Origin of the sequence: Micromonospora sp. CNB394 (assembly GCF_000374985.1) — a bacterium.
In the GTDB taxonomy this organism is placed as follows: domain Bacteria; phylum Actinomycetota; class Actinomycetes; order Mycobacteriales; family Micromonosporaceae; genus Micromonospora; species Micromonospora marina.
In genome coordinates, this window is sequence record NZ_KB895839.1 from 95,287 (window position 1) to 113,338 (window position 18,052).

The following is an 18,052-nucleotide window of genomic DNA, read 5'->3' on the forward strand; positions in this document are numbered from 1 at the left end:
CCGCAGTTCACTAGCATACATAGCGATGTGAACATACATTGGGCCGGGGCCGGTACGGGGCAGGAAGGGTGTTGGCGTGGGCGCAGGCCATGACCACAGCGGCGCGGTGACCAACGCGGCACACCGCCACCGGGGCCGACTCTGGGCCGCCTTCGCGCTGCTCGCCGTCCTGATGGTGGTCGAGGCGGTGGCCGCCTTCACGACCGGTTCGCTGGCACTGCTCTCCGACGCCGGGCACATGTTCACCGACGTCCTCGGCATCGGCATGGCGCTCGCCGCGATCACCGCCACCCGACGTGCCGGCACCGACCCGCAGCGCACGTTCGGGCTCTACCGGCTGGAGGTGCTCGCCGCCCTCGCCAACGCCGTACTGCTCGCCGCCGTCGCCGTCTACGTCCTGGTCGAGGCGGTACGCCGGTTCGGCGAGCCGCCGGAGGTGCTGGCCGGCCCGATGCTCGTGGTGGCAGTGCTCGGCCTGCTCGCCAACATCGTCGCGTTCGCACTGCTGCGCGCCGGGTCGAAGGAGAGCATCAATCTGCACGGGGCGTACCTGGAGGTGCTCGGCGACCTGCTCGGCTCGCTCGGCGTGATCGCCGCCGCGCTGGTCATCGCGGTGACCGACTGGTGGTGGGCGGACCCGCTGGTCGCCGTCGGCATCGGCCTGTTCATCCTGCCGCGCACCTGGCGGCTCGGCCGGGCCGCGGTGCGCATCCTGGTGCAGGCCGCGCCGGAGCACCTCCAGGTGACCGCCGTGCACGACCGGCTGGCCGCCGTGCCCGGCGTGGCCGAGGTGCACGACCTGCACGTCTGGACGCTCACCTCGGGCATGGAGGTGGCCTCGGCGCACCTGACCACCGATCCGGGCGTGGACCCGAGCGCGGTGCTGGCCGCGGCACGGGCCGCCCTGCACGAGGACTTCTCCATCGATCACGCCACGTTGCAAGTCGAACCCGGAGCGTCCGCCGGGGTGTGCGGACCGACCGAGTGGTGATTAGGACACACTTAAATCACTGTGGCTAATGTACAGTTATGCCGGTTTTGCCCCGCCTGGCGGTATTGCTCCACGGAGCCGTACCCGGGCAGCGCCGGTAGTCTCGATCGCGGCCGCACCCGCGGGCGCCACCGGCCCCGGTGGGGCGGCCGTCGCCTAATCGTCCGCAGGGACGAGCCGGGGAACCACGTACGTGGGGTGCATCCGCGTCAGCGGTAGGGATCTTCCGTCCCGAACCCGTCAGCTAACCCGGTCGGCGTTGACGGAAGGACATGTGAATGCCCCCAGTGGCACCTGTACGACGGACGGCCGCCCGGATGGCGGCCCTGATCGTCGCGACGCTGGCCCTCGGCGTCGCGACCGTTCCGGTCTCCCCCGCCTCGGCGGCGCCCGCGACCGGCCTGCTCGCCGCCGCGCCCGGCGACGACGAGGGCGGCACGCCCGAACTGCGTGCCCAGCTCGACGCGGCCAGCAAGGGCTGGTTGGAGGCGAAAGCCGCGCTGAACCGGTCGGTGAGCCGTCAGAAGCAGCTCAACGACCAGCTCGAAGCAGTCGGCGCCGAACTCGCAGTACGCGACGCCAAGGTCGGCGAGATCGCCGCGGTGGCGTACCGCAACGGCCGCCTGGGCACAGCCGGGGCGCTGCTCGGCAGCAGCAGCCCGGAGGGCTTCATGGACCGGGCCGCCGCGCTGGAGCAGGTCGCCGCGAACGAGGACCGCACACTGCGCGACCTGATCGCCACCCGGGACGAGGCCACCCGCACCCGCGCCCAGCTCGACGGCGAGATCCGCGAGCAGCGCAAGCAGGTGACGGTGATGGCCCGGCGCAAGGACCAGGTCGAGCGCGCCCTGGAGGCGGCGAACGACCGCGCCTCGCGCAGCAGCGGCGGCAGCAGCGGCAGCAGCGGCAGCGGCAGCAGCGGCAGCGGCGTGCAGGGCACCTCCAGCAAGAACGCCGAGCCGGCGCCGCGCAACTCGGACGGCTCCTGGCCGTCGGAGTCGTGCAGCGTCAACGACCCCACCCCGGCGAACGGCTGCATCACCCCGCGCACGCTGCACGCGCTGCAGCAGGCCAAGGCGGCCGGCTTCACCCGGTACGTCTCGTGCCACCGGCCCAGCGGCTCCGGTGAGCACCCGAAGGGGCGGGCCTGCGACTTCGCCGCGCAGAAGAGCGGCTTCGGCGGCGTGGCCTCCGGCGGTGACCGGACGTACGGCAACAACCTGGCCGCGTACTTCGTGCGCAACGCCGACCCGCTCGCCGTGCTCTACGTGATCTGGTTCAAGCAGATCTGGCTACCCAGCAGCGGATGGAAGTCGTACAGCGGGGCCAACGGCGACCCGTCCAGCGACCACACCAACCACGTGCACCTGTCGGTGTACTGAGCGCCCCGGCGGGCCGGCCGGATCAGGCCGGCCGGCCCTCCAGGGTCGCTCCGAGACGTGCCGCCAGGCCCAGGTGAGCCGCCCGGGCCTGGCGGAACGCGTACCCGAACAGCGGCGCCGGCGCGGTCAGCGTGATCTCCACGTCGATGCGTACCGTGCCGTCGGGCTCGTCGCGCAGCCGGGTGTGGTTGCGGACCGTCGTCGCGGGCTGCTGCCGCGCCACGGTAACCACCTCGTCCTCGCCGGCGATCAGCACGTCCGCCTGGTACGTGACCGGGAAGTGCAGCGGGCCGAGCTGCAGCCGGTCGGTGATGGCGTAGCTGGCCAGCGCGCCCGGCCGGGCCGGCAGCTTCCGGACCCGGACGATCAACGGATGCAGCTCGCCCTGGCGACTCAGATCACCCAGCAGGGCCACCGCTTCGGCCCGGCTGCACCGGGCCTGCACGGTGTAGCTGAAGCTGTCGCTGCTCTGCAAGCGGGCCCCCTCGCCGTCGTGCGTCGCGACGATCGTCCCGTACCGACGCCGGACTGGCAACGGGTAGAAGGTCCCCTGGTCGCAGGGGGTGTGAACGGCGCTCAGGCGCCGGGCAGAACCTCGGGGGTGTCGTCGGCGAACCACGGCTCGGGCGCGCCGAACAGGCCGAGCAGCCCGGTCACCCAGAGCTGCCGGTGCACGAACCGGCTCGGCTCGGTGACCACGAGCTTGACGCCGCTGACCTCGCAGGTCTGGAAGCCCGCGACCATGGCACTGATGCCGACCGAGTCGATGAACGTGACGAGCCGCATGTTCAGCTCGATCCGCGAGGGGCGGCCCTTCGCGAGCACCTCGGCGATCGCTTCCCGCACCTCGTACGCGGTGTCGACGTCGATCTCCCCACGGGGCGCGATCTGGACGACACCACCCGGTCGCATCGACTTCACGATCGACAGGCTCACGCGAGCACCTCCACTCGCCCATGACGGGCGCCTCATCAGTACGCGGGCCGCGACCGAGCGTATTCCTCTCACGGCCCGGTCGCCACCCCCCGGGATGAGCAATTCGCGAACTGGGCACACCTGGGCGTACCCAATCCGGACCTCCGGGTTCCAGTTTCCCCTTCAAGGACGGGTCGCGACCAGCCGTGCGGCTGGTCGGCCCCGCCGATCCGCCGACCAGGGTAGCGGGCGCACGCACGTCCCGCGGGCACCGGTCCCGGCGCGTTCGAGTGGTTCGTCCCGTTCACCGCCCGGTCGCCGTGACCCGGGGGTGGTTTGCCGCGCCCGCCCGCTGGGCACTGCCCGAGACAGTGAACCCGCCGGATGGACACCGGAGTCCGAAGTGGCCGCCGGCCTTCGGCACCCGAGGAGGCAGAACGATGTTCGGATCCAACCTGCTGGACCGCCGGGGCAAGGCCGAGCGGGTCGCCGACCAGGCGTGGCAGCACCTGCTCTCCGCCGTCGGTTCCGCCGGCGACAGCGTGCGCGACGCCACCCGGACCGCCCGCCGCAGTTCCTCCGGCCTGGCCGACGACGCCACCGACCTGGTCGGCACCGCCGCCGAGGAGGCACGCCGCCGGGCCGGCCTCGCGTTCGACGCGCTCGCCGGCCGCCGGCCCGCGCTGCCCTGGACGCTGCTGATCGCGGCGGCGCTCGCCGGCGCGGCGATCGGCTGGGCCGCCGGGACCGCCGCACGCGCCGCCGGCAGCCGGGACCGCACCGCGAACGAGATCGAGTTCGTGGACGTCGACCGGCCGAACTCGCCGGCCGGCCTGGACGGCTGAGCGACAGGCGACCCGACACGGTGGCCGCTCCCGGGACGCCCGGGGGCGGCCACCGTGCTGCCCCACCCGCACCGGGTGAGGCCCGCTCACCCGGGACACGCGCAGGATCGCGGGTGCGGGACCACACGCCCGTGCCGCGATCGACGGGAGGGAGAGCCGGATGGCCACCGACACGATCACGCGTACCGACCGGGACATCCAGTCCGCCGTGCTCGACGAGCTGACCTGGGAGCCACGGGTCGGCCCGGACGAGATCGGGGTGACAGTCACCGAGGGCGTGGTGACGCTGACCGGCCGGGTGGACAGCTACGCCAAGAAGTGGGCCGCCGAGCGGGCCGCCCACCGGGTCGCCCGGGTCCGTGCGGTCGCCAACGACCTCGCCGTCCGGATCGACACCGCCGCCGGGCGGGAGGACCCGGAGATCGCGGTCGCCGCCGTACGGGCGCTGGAGTGGGACGCGTTCGTCCCGATCGAGGCGTTGCAGGTGACCGTCGCCGACGGCTGGGTCACGCTGCACGGCGAGGTCGAGTGGGAGTACCAGCGGCGGGCCGCCGAACGGTCGGTCGGCCGGCTCACCGGCGTACGCGGGGTGAGCAACGGGATCGCGGTACGCCCGGCGGTGCACACCGGCGGCCACGACCTGGCCGAACGGATCGTGGACGCGCTGGCCCGCAACCGCGCCACCGAGGCCGAGGAGGTCGACGTACGGGTGCACGGCGACACGGTGCTGCTGGACGGGCAGGTCCACTCGGCCGGCGAGCGTGCGGAGATCGAGCGGGTGGTGTGGAACGCCCCCGGCATCCGGGAGGTGCACAACCACCTCGTCGTGCGCTGACGGGGAACCACCCCGCCCGGGTGAGCCCGCCTCACCCGGGCCCCGGCCAGGGTGGGGGCATGAGTGATCCGAACGGCGCGGACCGGCGGGTGAGCGCCGGATGACCACGCCTCTCCAGGTCACCACCGCACGGCTGCGGATCCCGGTGACCGAACGCGACCACGTCCGCGGGCCGGTGGACGCGCCGGTCACCATCGTCGAGTACGGCGACTTCCAGTGCCGGTTCTGCGGCGCCGCGTACCCGAACCTGACCGAGGTGCTACGCCAACGGGCCGACGTGGTGCGGCTGGCGTACCGGCACTTCCCGATCACCAACGTCCACCCGTACGCGGAGAGCGCCGCGGAGACCGCCGAGGCCGCCGCCGCCCGGGGCCGGTTCTGGGAGATGTACGACTGGCTCTACCAGCACCAGGACCAGCTCGACCCGGTGCACCTGTCGCTGGGCGTCGAGCAGATCGGCCTGTCGCCGGAGGAGATCGCCGCGGAGGTCGGCCGGCAGGAGTACGCCGACCGGGTCCGGCAGGACTTCGTCGGCGGCATCCGCAGCGGCGTCAACGGCACCCCGACGTTGTTCGTCAACGACGTCCGGCACGACGGCGGCTACGACCTGGCCGACCTGCTGACAGTGGTGGACGCCGCCACCGACGACGGCTGACGGTCAGATCAGCCGCAGCTCGCGTGCCCGCCGGACGGCGTCCCGCCGGCGGGTCGCGTCGAGCTTGCGGTAGATGTTGCGCACGTGCGTCTTGACCGTGTTGACCGACAGCGACAGCTCGGCGGCGATCTCCACGTTGGACAGGATGCTCTGGAGATAGCGCAGGATGGTCAGTTCCCGCTCGGTGAGCGGCTCGTCGAGCGTCCGGGCCGGATCGTCGGCCGCCGCGGCGACCGGCTGCGCATCCACGCCCCGGACCAGCTCGCTCACCGTGGCCCAGTACGCGGTGCCCGAGTCCAGCCGCGCGGCGAGCAGGTCCCGTACCCCGGGGTCGGCCCGGGTGAAGACGCGCCGGAAGCCGTCCGGTTCGGCGAGCGCCAGCACCTCCTCCAGCAGCCGGCCGGCCCGCCGGGCGTCACCGGAGGCGTCGGCGAGCGCCGCGTCGAGCAGCCCGGCGCCCAGCCGCACCGGCAGCGGCCAGTCCGCCGCGCCGGACGCGGTCCAGTCGGGCAGCTCCCGCTCGGCCGCGCGGACGTCACCGGCGCGCAGCCGCAGCCGCGCGGCCACCAGTGCCGGCGCCGGCCCGTCGCCCGCCGCGTCGAGCAGCGTCCGGGCGCCGTCGACGTCGCCGACTGCGGCGCGTACCTGTGCCTCGTCGGCGGCGAGCCGTTCGCCCAGCTCCGGGCCGGGCGCGACGGCCCGCGCCGCGGCGAGCGTGCGCAGCGCGCCGCCCGGGTCGTCGCGGTCGGCCAGCAGCCCGGCCCGGCACAGCGCGGTGAGCGCGGCGCCGCCCGGCTCCGCGCCGGCCGGCCCGGCGAGCGCCAGGTGGGTCGCGGCCTCCGCCGGCCGGTCCCGCTGCCAGTCCACGAGCGCCAGCGCCAGGTACGCGTAGCCGCAGTCGGACCGGGACGACCAGCCCTGGCAGGGCGGCATCGCCAGTGCCTCGCGGGCCAGCTCCTCGGCGGCCCGCAGCGCCCCCCGGGCCGCCTCCAGCAGCGCCGAGCGGCTGACGCAGAGCAGCTCGGTACGCGGCCGCCCGGCCCGCCGCGCCGCCTCCCGGGCGGTGGCGAACCGGTCCCGGGCGGTGGACAGCTCCCCCTCGGCCAGCGCGGCCAGCCCGTGCGCCGCCCCGGCCACCGCGCGTACGTCGTCCCGCTCCGCCGTGCCGGCGCGGGGGTCGCCGGCTCCGCCGTCCGGGCTCGGGAGCGCCTGCGCCGGGCCGGTGGCCAGCAGTCGGTCGGCGGCGCGGCGTACCTCCTCGTGGTCGCCGCCGAGCCGGGCGAGGCTCAGCTCCACGGCGGCGGCCAGCCGGCCGAACCGGTCGCGGCGCGGCGCGGGCAGGCCGGCGGCCTCGGCCAGCGCCCGCCGCAGCTGCGCGTCGGCGGCGGCACGATCCCCGGCGTACGCCCGCTCGGCGGCCGCGGCCAGCGCCAGCTCCGGATCCCGGTGGACCGCCTCGGCGGGCGGCTCGGGTGGGGCCGGCGCGGCAGCCGGGTCGTCCGGGGCCAGCTCGGGCCACCGGGTGACGAGCAGCTCGGTGGCGTCGGCCCAGCGACCGGCGAGAAGCGCGTGCCGCAGAGCCTCGGCCGGACGGTCGTGGGTGCCGTACCAGTGGGCGGCCCGCCGGTGCAGTTCGCGCACCTCGTCGGCGGGCAGCCGGTCCAGCTCGTCGCGCAGCACGTCGGCCAGCAGCGGGTGCGGCCGGTACCACTGCGGGCTGCCGTCGTCCTGGTGGAGGAAGCCGCCCTCCCGGGCCGCCTCGGCGAGCAGGTGCCCGGCGTCGGGCCGCCCGGTCAGCGCGGCGGCCAGGTCGGCGTGGACCGCGACGGCCACCGCCACCCGGCGCAGGACGTCGCGGGTCGCCGGTTCCAGCGGGCCGAGCACCTCGTCCCGCAGGTACGCGGCGACGTCCGGCTGGTCACCGGCGAACCGTTGGACGGTGCGCGCCGGGTCGGCACCGTCGCCGAGCGCGAGCGCGGCGAAGCGCAGCCCGGCGGGCCAGCCGGTGGTGCGCTCGGCCAGCCGGGTCACGGCCGGTGCGGGTACGGCCACGCCGTGCGCGACGAGCAGGTCGGCCACCTCGTCGGCGGTGAACGCCAGGTCGTCGGCGCCGATCACGGTCAGTTCGCCGGCCAGCCGCCAGCGGTGCAGCGCCAGCGGTGGTTCGCCGCGCGAGCCGGCCACCAGCCGCAGCCGGCCGTCGGAGTGCCGGAGCAGGAACTCCAGCCCGGTCAGGGCGGCCGGGTCGGTGACCCGGTGCAGGTCGTCCAGGACCAGCAGCGCGGGCCGGTCCCGTGCGGCGAGCGCGGCGGCGAGCGTTTCGAGCTGTTCGGGCCGGGGCGGCCCGTCCGGCACCGGCGGCGGCCCGTCGTCCGGGTCGCCTGCGGCGGCGGTGCGCAGGGCCGCCGCGAGGTAGCCCCAGAGTCGCCGGGTGGTCTCCCCCTCGGCCACCGTCACCCAGGCCGGTGCCGGCCCGTCCCGCTCCCCCTGCGCCCACGTCGACAGCAGCGTCGTCTTGCCCCAGCCGGCCGGGGCGCAGACGAGCGTCACCGGCCCCGACGCGCCCTGTTCCAGCCGGTCCAGCAGCCGGGGACGCAGCAGGACCGGCTCGGGCGGCGCGGACGGCGTCAACCGGGACGCCAGCAGCGGCGGACCACCCGGCAGCGCACCACCGGCGACATCGGGTGCGTCGAGGCCGGTGGTGAGCAGATCGGGCGTACCGGTGATCTCGTTCGTGCCACTCGGTGCGGTGACGACCTGGTCTGCCTCCTCCGGCATGCGCCCCTCCCCCCGTCGGTACGGGCAGCGGTTACCCGCACCGCGCCGGTTCACCCCTTCGGGGCGAACCCCGCTCACCCGGGCGGCGCGCACCCTGTAGGCACGCGGGGCGGCCGGCCGGATGCGGCCGCCCGGGGACGGCGGGAGGTCAGGTGGCGCGGAGCAGACGGCTGGCGGCCGGGGCGCTGGCGTCGGCGGGGGCACGGATGCTGGCTCCGGCGGGTGCGCGGGTGCTGGCCCGCCGCCGTGCGCGGCAGGCCGGTGCCGATCCGCGGCCGGGCCGGTGGCAGGTGGTGACGGTGGCCGCGCCGCCCGAGCAGGTGCTACCGGCCGGGCGGTGGCCCGAGCCGCTGCGGCGCCTCGACGGCGCGGTCGAGGTGTGGGCCCGCCCGGCCCCCGGCGGGCGCGGCACCGAGCTGGCGGTCCGCCCGCTGGGCGGGGAGTGCGCGCTCCCGGGGTTCGCCGCGCACCTGGTCGGCGACGATCCGGGCCGGTTCCTGCGCCAGGTGCTGCGGCAGACCAAGCAGCTCCTGGAGACCGGCGAGGTGCTGCGGGCGGACCGGTCACCGCTGGACCGGCCGGGAGCCGCGCCGTGAGGGCGCTGTGCTGGGCCGGTGCCGGCCTCGTGGAAGTGCGTCGCGTCCCGGACCCGGAGCTGCGCAACGCCCAGGACATGATCGTCCGGGTCCGGCGGAGCACGACCTGCGGCGCGGACCTGCCGCTTCTGGCCGGGCGGGTGCCCGAGGCGTCCGCCGGCGAGGTGCTCGGGCGCGAGTTCCTCGGCGACGTGGTCGAGGTCGGTCCGGAGGTACGCCGGCACCGGGTCGCCGACCGGGTGGTGGTGGGCGCGGCGGTGGCCTGCGGGGCGTGCTGGTTCTGCCGGCAGGCAATGCCGGCCTGCTGCGACAACGGCACGGGCGGGGTGGCGGCCGAGCCGCAGTGGGGGCAGCCGCCCGCCGGGGGTTACGGCCGGCCGGCCCGGCTGGGTGGCTTCGCCGGCGGTCACGCCGAGTACGTGCGGGTGCCGTACGCCGACGTGGGCGCGTTCGCCGTACCGGAGTCGGTGAGCGACGAGCGGGCGGTGTTCGCCGCCGGCGCCGCGCCGGCCGGCTGGTACGGCGCGGAGCTGGGCGAGGTCGCCCCCGGCGACGTGGTGGCGGTGTGGGGGGCGGGCGCGGTCGGCCAGCTCACCGCCGACGCGGCGGTGGCCCGGGGCGCGGACCGGGTGGTGGTGGTCGACGACCGGGACGACCGCCTGCGGATGGTCACCGGGCACGACGGCGTCGAGGCCCTCAACCACAGGTACGTGGATGTGCTCGCCGAGCTGCGCGAGCGCAGCGGCGGCCGGGGTCCGGACGTGTGCGTCGACGCCTCCGGGGTGACAGCCGCCGGACCGGGCCGGTGGCCGGCGGTCGAGCCGGACGGCGGGGCGGCGCTGCGCGAGGCGGTGCACGCCTGCCGCAAGGGCGGCGTGGTGGTGGTGCTCGACGCCCGGCCGGGATTCGTGGACCGGTTTCCACTCGGCGCGTTCGCGGACAAGGGGCTCGCCGTCCGCGCCGCCCGGCGCCGGGGCGGTGCCGCGATCCCGGCGCTGCTGGAGCGAATGGCCCGCGACGAGCTGGTCACCGAGCATCTGGCCACGCACCGGATGCCGCTGGAGCGCGGCGCCGAGGGGTACGCGTTGTTCCGGGACCGGGCCGACGGCTGCGTCCGGGTGGTCTTCACGCCGTGAAGGTGAGCGCTCTGGATGGCACACTCGGCTGATGCGCGCAGACCGTCCGTACGACCTCGTCCTGTTCGGCGCCACCGGCTTCACCGGCGGGCTGACCGCCGACTACCTGGCCCGGCACGCGCCGGACCGGCTTCGCTGGGCACTTGCCGGGCGCAACCCGGACAAGCTCGCAGCGGCGCGGGACCGGCTGGTCGCGATCGACCCGGCCCTGGCCGACCTGCCGCTGCTCACCGCCGACGTGACCGACCCGGCGTCGCTGCGCGCGGTGGCGGAGAGCGCCCGGGTAGTGGCCACGACGGTCGGCCCGTACGTGCACCACGGCGAGCCGCTGGTGGCCGCGTGCGCCGCGGCCGGCACCGACTACCTCGACATCACCGGCGAGCCGGAGTTCGTGGACCTGATGTACGTGCGGCACCACGCCGAGGCGGTGCGCACCGGGGCACGCCTGGTGCACGCCTGCGGCTTCGACTCGATCCCGCACGACCTGGGCGTCTGGTACACGGTCAAGCAACTGCCGGCCGACGCGCCGATCGCCGTCGACGGTTACGTGCGGGCCGGTGGCCGGTTCTCCGCCGGGACGTACCACTCGGCGCTCACCGCGTTCTCCCGTACCGGTGAGACGAGCCGGGCGGCGCGGGCCCGCCGGGCGATGGAGCCCGGACCGGACGGACGCCGGGTCCGCGCGGTGCCGGGCAGGGTCGGCCGGGTGCGCGAGTTCGACCAGTGGGCGGTGCCGCTGCCCACCATCGATCCGCAGGTGGTCCGCCGGTCCGCGGCGGCCCGCCCGGAGTACGGCCCGGACTTCCGCTACCGGCACTTCGCCGCGATGAAGCGGCTGCCGACGGTGCTGGTCGCCGGTGTCGGGCTGGCCGGTGTCATGGGGTTGGTGAAGGTGGCGCCGACGCGGCGCTGGCTGCTCGGTCGGCTCGCCTCCGGGCAGGGTCCGACCGCCGAGCAGCGGGCCAGGTCGTGGTTCCGGGTGCGGTTCGTGGGCACCGGCGGCGGGCAGCGGGTGGTGACCGAGGTGGCCGGCGGCGACCCGGGGTACGACGAGACGGCCAAGATGCTCGCCGAGTCGGCGCTCTGCCTGGCCTTCGACGACCTGCCGGAGACCGCCGGGCAGGTCACGCCGGTCGCGGCGATGGGTGACGCGCTGCTGGACCGGCTGGTACGCGCGGGCATCACGTTCCGCACACTGTCGGAGTGAGGTTGACCCTCGACCCGCTTGAGGTCACAGGATGGCGGCCGTGGAGAGCGAGCTTCGCAGCATCGGGGAACTGGCCCGGGTCAGCGGGTTGACGGTCAGCGCACTGCGGTTCTACGACCGTTCCGGCGTGCTGGCCCCGGCCCGGGTGGACCCGGTCACCGGCTACCGCTGGTACACCGAGGAGCAGGTGGACCCGGCCCGGCTGGTGGCCGGGCTGCGCCGGGTGGGGATGCCGCTGACCGGCATCGCCGAGGCGCTGCGGCACCGGCACCGGCCGGCCGAGGTGCACCGGCTGCTGGACGCGCATCTGCGCCGTCTGGAGGACGGCCTGGCCGACGCGCGTCGCGAACTCTCCCGGATCCGCAGCCTGATCGACCCGGAGGAGACCGTCGTGACCACCCGCCTCGTGCTGTCCCGCACCGACCTCGCCGCCGCCGTGGACGCCGTACGCTTCGCCGTCGGCACCGACCCCGACCTGCCGGTGCTGTCCGGCGTGCTGCTGGAGGTCGCCGCGGACGGGGTGCACCTGTTCGCCACCGACCGGTTCCGGCTGGCCGTGGCCCGGGTCGCCGGTACCGTCGACGGCCCGCCGGTGAGCGCGCTGCTGCCGGTGGCGTCGGTCGACGAGGTGCGCGCGTTGCTGGATCTCGACGGCGCCGACGCCGCCGAGGTCGTCGTGGCCGCCGACCGGGTGACGGTCACGGTGGCGGGCCGCCCGGTGGTCGCCGTCCCGCTGCCGTACGACTTCCCCGACTTCCGGCGGCTGCTGCGGGCGCAGCTCGGCGACGCACCCGCGTACCGGATCCCGTTCGACGGCGCGGCGCTGCGCGCGGCGCTCACCGCCGACGGCGTCCCGGTCTGCCACCGGGCGCACGAGGGCGTCGAGCACGAGGTGGTCGCGCTCGGCCTGGACGGCCGGGGCGAGCTGCGCCTGGTCGACCCGAACGGGGTGGGCGACGGCGCGGGTGGCCCGGATGCGCTTCGGGTGGCGGTGAACCGTGAGTACCTGCTGGACGCGCTGGGGTCCGGCGACGGCCAGCTCGTGCTGGAGCTGGACGGCCCGATCACCCCGCTGGCCGTGCGCCGGGCCGACGACGCGCACGCCTTCTCGGTCCTGATGCCGGTACGCCTCTGACCGACGCCGCGCGATCAGGTCCGCAGCGCGCCGGCCCCGGCACCGCACCGCGACAGGAATCGGTGACCATGAGTGACGGAACCGCCGCCCCCGGCCCTTCACCCCTCGCAGACTTTGCTCTGCAGCCATCCGCGCGACGCTGACGCTGCGTCGGTGGCTGCAGAGCAAAGTCGCCGGAGGGACATGTCCGCCGGAGAGCGGATCCGAGAGATTGACCAGTTCAGCGAACTGGCGAGCTGAGCCGGGGTGGCGCGGGCACCGGAGCAGCATCACGGAACGTGAGCAGAGCCGACCTGCGGCACCACCACCACGCACCGTCACCGGAAAGGGCCCCGCGGCGGCGGGCTGCGCGGGCCGGGCCGGACCGGTGGGGGCGCGACGGTAGCATCTGGAGGTCCCACCTGACTGCCTGGACGGAGGCGTACGAGCAGCATGCTCGACATGGAGTTGATCCGGAAGGATCGCGAGGCGGTGGCGACCGCGCTGGCGAAGCGTCTGGATCCCGCCGAGGTCACCCGGGCGCTGGACGACATCCAGCGGCTCGACCAGGAACGGCGCGCCCTGATCACGGAGATCGACGCCGAGCGGCAGCGCCGCAAGGCCGAGGCGCGCGCGTACGCGGAGGCGAAACGGTCCGGCGGCACGCCGCAACCGGTCGCCCCGGAGGCCGAGCGCAAGCAGCTCGCGGAGCTGGAGTCCCAGCTCGACGAGGTGCAGACCCGGCTCCGCTCGACGATGAGCGAGCTGCCGAACCTGCCCGCCGACGACGTGGTCGCCGGGGGCAAGGAGGCCAACCGGGTGGTGCGGACGTTCGGCGAGGCGCCGGCCATCGAGAAGGTACGCGACCACGTGGAGCTGAGCCGCGCGCTCGGCCTGGTCGACCACGAGCGGGGCGTGAAGCTCGGCGGCTCGGGCTTCTGGATGTACACCGGTCTGGGCGCCCGGCTGGAGTGGGCGCTGGTGAACTGGCTGATCGAGCAGAACATCCAGGCCGGTTACGAGTTCCTACTGCCGCCGCACCTGCTGCTGGAGAGCGCCGGGTTCGCCGCCGGGCAGTTCCCGAAGTTCCACGACGACGTCTACCACATCGACAAGCAGTCGTCCTCGCGCGGCCAGTTCCTGCTGCCGACGGCCGAGACGGCGATCCTCGGTGCGTACCAGGACGAGATCCTGGAGACCCCGAAGCTGCCGTTGAAGGCGTTCGCGTACACGCCGTGCTACCGGCGCGAGGCGGCCGGTTCGCACTCCGACGAGCGCGGCACGGTGCGCGGCCACCAGTTCAACAAGGTGGAGATCTTCCAGTTCACGCTGCCGGACCAGGCGGGCGCGGCGCTGGAGGCGATGGTCGGGCACGTCGAGGGCCTGGTCGGCAAGCTCGGTCTGCACTTCCAGACCAGCCTGCTGGCCGCCGGTGACTCCAGCGCCTCGATGAAGAAGACGCTCGACGTCGAGGTGTGGATGCCGAGCACCGGCAAGTACAAGGAGGTGTCGTCGGTCTCCTGGGCCGGCGACTACCAGGCCCGCCGGGCGGCGATCCGCTACCGCGAGCCGGGCGCGAAGCAGACCCGCTTCGTGCACACGCTCAACGGCTCGGCGCTCGCCACCAGCCGCCTGTTCCCGGCCATCCTGGAGCAGCACCAGCAGCCCGACGGCTCGGTCGTGGTCCCGGAGGTCCTGCGCGACAAGCTCGGCACCGACCGCCTCACCCCGCGCTGACCCGCTCCCCCGTCACCGTCCCCGCCCCTCCCCGCGAGTGGGGCGGGGCGGCGCGGGCCACCCCCGGTCATCCCCGGGCCAGCGTCTCGACCTGCCGGGTCAGCGCCTCGCCGTCGAGGAATCCTCTGTGGACGACCCGTCCGGTGCGGTCCAGGACGATGAACGTGCTCTGCTCGGCCACCTCGAACCGGCGCCACAGCGCGCCCGTCCGGTCGTCGATCTGAGTCGTGCCGCCCAGGTCGAACTCGGTGACGAACGACTTCATGGCCTTCTCCTCGCCGAGCCCGGCGACGCCGACGACGGCGACCGTGTCGCGGTAGGCCGGGGCGATCTCGGCCACCGTCCACGCCTGGCTGGCGCAGGTGGCGCACCAGGGTGCCCAGAACCAGAGCACCACCGGCCGCCCGGCGAGGGCGGCGGCGTCGAACGCCGTACCGTCGAGGGTCTTGCCGGTGAACGACAGCACGGCCGGCACCGCGGCCGGTGACGCGGACGTCGGCCCGGACGGGGACGCGACGGACGGGGACGCGACGGACGGGGACGCCGGGGCGACCGCTCCGGCCTGCGTCCCGGGCTCGGGTCCGGCGGCGCAGGCGGTCGCGGCGCCGAGGGCGAGCACTGCGGCGGCGGTCACACGAACGGCGGTACGCATCGGCGGCTCCTGGGTTCTACTCGGCCCGGACCAGGCGGAGCGCGAGTTCGGGACAGACCTTGACCGCCTTGAGCGCGCCCTCGCGCAGCCACGTCGGCACCGGGGTGGGCGGGAACGCGGGGTAGCCGTTGCCGTCGAGCCGGATGAAGTCCGGCACCACGTGCGCGCACAGCCCGTGGCCGTCGCAACGCGACCAGTCCAGGGTGAGCTTCTGCGGATTGGCGTCCGGCGCGCCGGGCAGGCCCATCGTGCCCTTGACCCGCTTGCCGCAGCCCTCGCCGGTGGCGTGCAGCCGCAGGTCGTCGGCGAACACCTCCATGGCGGACAGCGCGAACCGGGCGGTGCCGTCCGGGTGGCTGCACGCGCCGCGTCCCTTGACGTCGCCGGCCGCGGCCCGGACCAGTTCGACCGGGGCGCTGCCGGAGACCGCGAGGTCGACCGAGCGGGCCAGGTCGGGCAGGCCCATCTTGCACGGGCCGCACTGCCCGGCGGACTCGCCCGCGAGGTACCGCACGACCTGGGCGGCCTCGCCGAGCGGGCAGGTGTCGGCGCCGAGCGGCACGACGATGCCGGCGCCGAGCGTGCCGCCCACAGCGGTGAGTCCCTTGCGGGACACCTCGGCCCGCTCGGCGGCCGCCGCGGTGATCCACTTGCCGTGGTAGCCGCCCGTCAGGATGCCCGGGCCGGGCGGCACCTCGCACAGGTCGAGGACCTCGCGCAGCGGGGTGCCGGCGGCGCACTCCACCACTGCGGGGCGCTTCGCCGACCCGGTGACGGTGAGCAGCACGGTGCCCGGCTCGTCGTCGGTGCCGAGCGCGGCGTACTCGTACGGGCCGATCCGGGCCGCGACGGCGAGCTGGGCGTACGTCTCGGCGTTCGACAGCAGCGTGGGCAGCCCGCTGACGCCGGAGTCGCTGGACCGCTTCTTCGTGCCGGGCGGGATGTGCGGCAGTCCGTTGATGCCGTTGACGAGCGCGCCGCCCTCACCGGAGATGAACCGGTGCGGGACCGTGACGATGGTGGTGGGCACCGGCATCTGCCGTTCCTGCAACGCCTCGGTCAGCGAGGGCCGGCCCACGTCGTCGTCGGCCACCCCGATCACGATCTCCTCGGCGTCGAGCGCGAACGCGGCGAGCGCGGCGCCGTCCAGGACGAGGTGCGGGGCGCGGGTGAGCAGCACCTTGTCCTTCCAGCTCGCCGGCTCCCCCTCGGAGGCGTTGACGACCACCACGGCGCCGAGGTCCTGCCGCGCGCAGGACTCCAGCACGGCGCGCAGCTTACGGGCGAACGGGAAGCCGGCGCCGCCCTTGCCCTTGAGGTCGATCGCCTCGGCGAGGCGCAGCAGCGCCGCCGGTTCCATCGGGCCGATCGGACCGTGCACCTCCTCGTGGGCCGGCAGGTCGAGCCGGCCGAACTCGGCGAACCCGGCGGTCAGGCGGGGCTCGCCGATGCAGGCGACCGGCGGGACCGTCGTGCGGGTCACCGGGCCTCACCCCGCAGCCCGGCCCAGTACGCGCCGTCGACCGCGTCCGCGTCGGCCCGCTTGCGACGGCTGGACCGGCTCTCCTTGCCCGCGCGCATCGCCCGGCGGGAGGCGAGGTCGACGAGCGTCGGGGTGTCGTCGACGAACGCCTCGTCGGCGGCGTAACGGGCCGGCGGACGCCAGTAGTCCGGCTCCTCCGGCACCTCCTCCTCGTCCCGGTAGCGCCGGCCGGACCCGCTGAGCGGTTCCGCCGACAGCGGGATGCCGGAGATCGGTTCACCGGAGGCCGGGCGGGTCTCCCAGCGGCGCGGGCTGTCCCACGGCTCCTCCGGCTCGTCGGTCGCGCGCGGCGGCGCGGAGTAGCGGGCCACCTCGGCCGTGGTGGCGTACCGGCCGCTGTCCGGGGGTGCGGAGTGGCGACCACCGGTGTCCGGCGGCGCCGAGTGCCGGCCGGCGCTCTCCGGCGACGCCGCGTGGCGGGCGACCAGGTCCTCGTCGTCGCGGGACCGGCGGCTCACCCGCTCCTCGGTCCGGGACCGGCGGGTGACGCGTTCCTCGTCGTCGCGGCGACGGCGGCGGGACCGTTCGCCGTCGGTCCGGCGGGCGGGCGCGTCCGGCTCGGTGTCGGTCCGGCGGGCCGGAGCGTCCGGCTCGGCGTCGCGCCGCCGGGCGGCGGCGACGCGGACCGGCTCGCGCAGCGACCCGGGTTCCGGCACCACGGGTACGGCGAACCGCTCCGGATCGCGCCGCCGGGCGGTGCCGGCCGGTGCGGTCCAGGTGGCGGTCGCCTCGGCCCAGCGGCCCCGGCCGGTGCCGCCGTCCTCCTTGTCGGCGGCCTTCTTGCGGGTGAGCGCGGCGAACACGCCGGTACGCTCCTCGCCCTTGCCGGCCATCGCCTTGTTGAGCGCGACCGCCTGGTGCTGCTCGCGGCTGCGCTTGCCGAGGTGGACCGAGACTCGGACCAGCAGCGCCATCACCACGAGCACCACGCAGGCGAGGTAGCTCAGCACCACCCAGGCGGCGGCCGGACGGCCGGCGTTGAGGCCGTGCACCAGCGCGAACGGCCAGGACACGTACGCCATCGAGTGCAGCGCGCGCCAGAACCACTTCGGACCGACCCCGGCGAACCGGACCCGGATCAGGCCGGTCCAGAGCACGCCCACCATCAGCAGCGCGGCGACGGTGCCCAGCCCGACGTAGAGACCGCTGCCGCTGAGGAACGGCACCACCGCGTCGGTGGGCCCGGCCCGGCCGATCGCGACCTTGGTGATGACGTGGAAGACCAGTCCGGCCACGCCGAGCACGCCGGTGGCGCGGTGCGCCGACTGCAGCAGTACGCGGTGCCGGATGAGCAGCACCAGGCGGTCGGTGGCGAGCAGGCCCAGCATCACGGTGATGCTGAGCGAGACCAGGGCGACCACCCCGGCGAAGAACTCGGTGAAGAAGAATCCGTACGAGTACATGACGCCGCCGGCGCCGGCCAGCTCCAACCCGGCCCACCCGAGGCCGAGCGCGGAGGCGGTCAGTGCCACCATCGCGGACTTCGACATGGTCCGGGCACCTCGGCTGGTGCTGGTGGTCCGGACGGTCGTCGCCTTCTCGTTCTGCTGTGCCCGGGCCATCTGCTCCTCGATCGTCTCGCGGCGGCGCCCCCACCGGCCGACCCTGCTCCCACCTCAGGTACGGAGGGACGGCGCGGACGGATCACCTCCGGTGGCGAATTTCT

At 75.2% G+C, this 18,052-nt stretch carries 16 protein-coding genes and 1 riboswitch; of the genes, 10 read left to right on the plus strand and 6 right to left on the minus strand.

Going from position 1 to position 18,052, the window contains the following annotated elements; all coding sequences use genetic code 11:
• Nucleotides 1-76: 76 nt before the first annotated feature.
• Together C569_RS0117695 and C569_RS0117700 are read left to right on the plus strand one after the other, a co-directional pair.
• Nucleotides 77-991: a cation diffusion facilitator family transporter gene (locus tag C569_RS0117695; RefSeq protein ID WP_026268297.1), complete on the plus strand. Its 915-nt coding sequence runs from the start codon at nt 77-79 to the stop codon at nt 989-991.
• Between the two features lie 143 nt (nt 992-1,134).
• A riboswitch (cyclic di-AMP (ydaO/yuaA leader) is annotated at nt 1,135-1,265 on the plus strand.
• Nucleotides 1,266-1,269: 4 nt separating this feature from the next.
• On the plus strand, nt 1,270-2,373 hold the full coding sequence (locus tag C569_RS0117700; protein WP_036346137.1) for a hypothetical protein: 1,104 nt from the start codon (nt 1,270-1,272) through the stop codon (nt 2,371-2,373).
• A gap of 22 nt (nt 2,374-2,395) precedes the next feature.
• Here C569_RS0117700 and C569_RS0117705 read toward each other — a convergent pair whose 3' ends face one another.
• Nucleotides 2,396-2,908, minus strand: coding sequence for an SRPBCC family protein (locus C569_RS0117705; protein WP_231394822.1), 513 nt, complete (start codon nt 2,906-2,908; stop codon nt 2,396-2,398).
• A gap of 41 nt (nt 2,909-2,949) precedes the next feature.
• Nucleotides 2,950-3,309, minus strand: coding sequence for an STAS domain-containing protein (locus tag C569_RS0117710; RefSeq protein ID WP_018787116.1), 360 nt, complete (start codon nt 3,307-3,309; stop codon nt 2,950-2,952).
• A gap of 419 nt (nt 3,310-3,728) precedes the next feature.
• Between C569_RS0117710 and C569_RS0117715 the strand changes: the two genes are divergently transcribed.
• The 3 genes from C569_RS0117715 (at nt 3,729) to C569_RS0117725 (ending at nt 5,623) form a co-directional block, all read left to right on the plus strand.
• Nucleotides 3,729-4,133, plus strand: a complete 405-nt coding sequence (locus C569_RS0117715) for a hypothetical protein (protein ID WP_018787117.1) — start codon at nt 3,729-3,731, stop codon at nt 4,131-4,133.
• A gap of 160 nt (nt 4,134-4,293) precedes the next feature.
• Nucleotides 4,294-4,968 carry a BON domain-containing protein gene (locus tag C569_RS0117720; protein WP_018787118.1) on the plus strand — a complete coding sequence of 225 codons (675 nt, stop codon included), beginning with the start codon at nt 4,294-4,296 and terminating at the stop codon, nt 4,966-4,968.
• Nucleotides 4,969-5,068: 100 nt separating this feature from the next.
• Entirely contained in the window at nt 5,069-5,623 is a 555-nt protein-coding gene (locus C569_RS0117725; protein ID WP_018787119.1) for a DsbA family protein, read from the plus strand.
• Between the two features lie 3 nt (nt 5,624-5,626).
• Here the strand turns inward: C569_RS0117725 and C569_RS0117730 are convergent, their stop codons facing one another.
• A complete protein-coding gene (locus C569_RS0117730) occupies nt 5,627-8,401 on the minus strand; it encodes a LuxR C-terminal-related transcriptional regulator (RefSeq protein ID WP_018787120.1) in 2,775 nt (924 codons plus the stop codon).
• 152 nt (nt 8,402-8,553) lie between these two features.
• On the opposite strand from C569_RS0117730, the gene C569_RS0117735 reads away from it, so the two are divergent.
• The 5 genes from C569_RS0117735 to serS all read left to right on the plus strand — a co-directional run bounded on the left by C569_RS0117735 (nt 8,554) and on the right by serS (nt 14,191).
• The gene (locus tag C569_RS0117735) at nt 8,554-8,997 is read left to right on the plus strand and encodes a hypothetical protein (RefSeq protein ID WP_018787121.1); all 444 of its coding nucleotides are present in this window, start codon (nt 8,554-8,556) and stop codon (nt 8,995-8,997) included.
• Nucleotides 8,994-10,133 carry an alcohol dehydrogenase catalytic domain-containing protein gene (locus C569_RS0117740; RefSeq protein ID WP_018787122.1) on the plus strand — a complete coding sequence of 380 codons (1,140 nt, stop codon included), beginning with the start codon at nt 8,994-8,996 and terminating at the stop codon, nt 10,131-10,133. The genes C569_RS0117735 and C569_RS0117740 overlap by 4 nt, the downstream gene beginning before the upstream one ends.
• 31 nt (nt 10,134-10,164) lie before the next feature.
• A complete protein-coding gene (locus C569_RS0117745) occupies nt 10,165-11,340 on the plus strand; it encodes a trans-acting enoyl reductase family protein (RefSeq protein WP_018787123.1) in 1,176 nt (391 codons plus the stop codon).
• A gap of 31 nt (nt 11,341-11,371) precedes the next feature.
• The gene (locus C569_RS0117750) at nt 11,372-12,475 is read left to right on the plus strand and encodes a MerR family transcriptional regulator (protein ID WP_018787124.1); all 1,104 of its coding nucleotides are present in this window, start codon (nt 11,372-11,374) and stop codon (nt 12,473-12,475) included.
• Between the two features lie 432 nt (nt 12,476-12,907).
• On the plus strand, nt 12,908-14,191 hold the full coding sequence (gene serS, locus C569_RS0117755) for a serine--tRNA ligase (protein WP_018787125.1): 1,284 nt from the start codon (nt 12,908-12,910) through the stop codon (nt 14,189-14,191).
• Nucleotides 14,192-14,258: 67 nt separating this feature from the next.
• Here the strand turns inward: serS and C569_RS0117760 are convergent, their stop codons facing one another.
• Genes C569_RS0117760 through C569_RS0117770 form a run of 3 tightly spaced genes read right to left on the minus strand, consistent with a single transcriptional unit; the run spans nt 14,259 to nt 17,948 of the window.
• Nucleotides 14,259-14,843, minus strand: a complete 585-nt coding sequence (locus C569_RS0117760) for a redoxin family protein (protein WP_026268300.1) — start codon at nt 14,841-14,843, stop codon at nt 14,259-14,261.
• A 16-nt stretch (nt 14,844-14,859) separates the two neighbouring features.
• Nucleotides 14,860-16,326 carry an NADH-quinone oxidoreductase subunit NuoF family protein gene (locus tag C569_RS0117765; protein ID WP_018787127.1) on the minus strand — a complete coding sequence of 489 codons (1,467 nt, stop codon included), beginning with the start codon at nt 16,324-16,326 and terminating at the stop codon, nt 14,860-14,862.
• Nucleotides 16,323-17,948, minus strand: coding sequence for a hypothetical protein (locus C569_RS0117770; RefSeq protein ID WP_026268301.1), 1,626 nt, complete (start codon nt 17,946-17,948; stop codon nt 16,323-16,325). The genes C569_RS0117765 and C569_RS0117770 overlap by 4 nt, the downstream gene beginning before the upstream one ends.
• Nucleotides 17,949-18,052 lie beyond the last annotated feature (104 nt).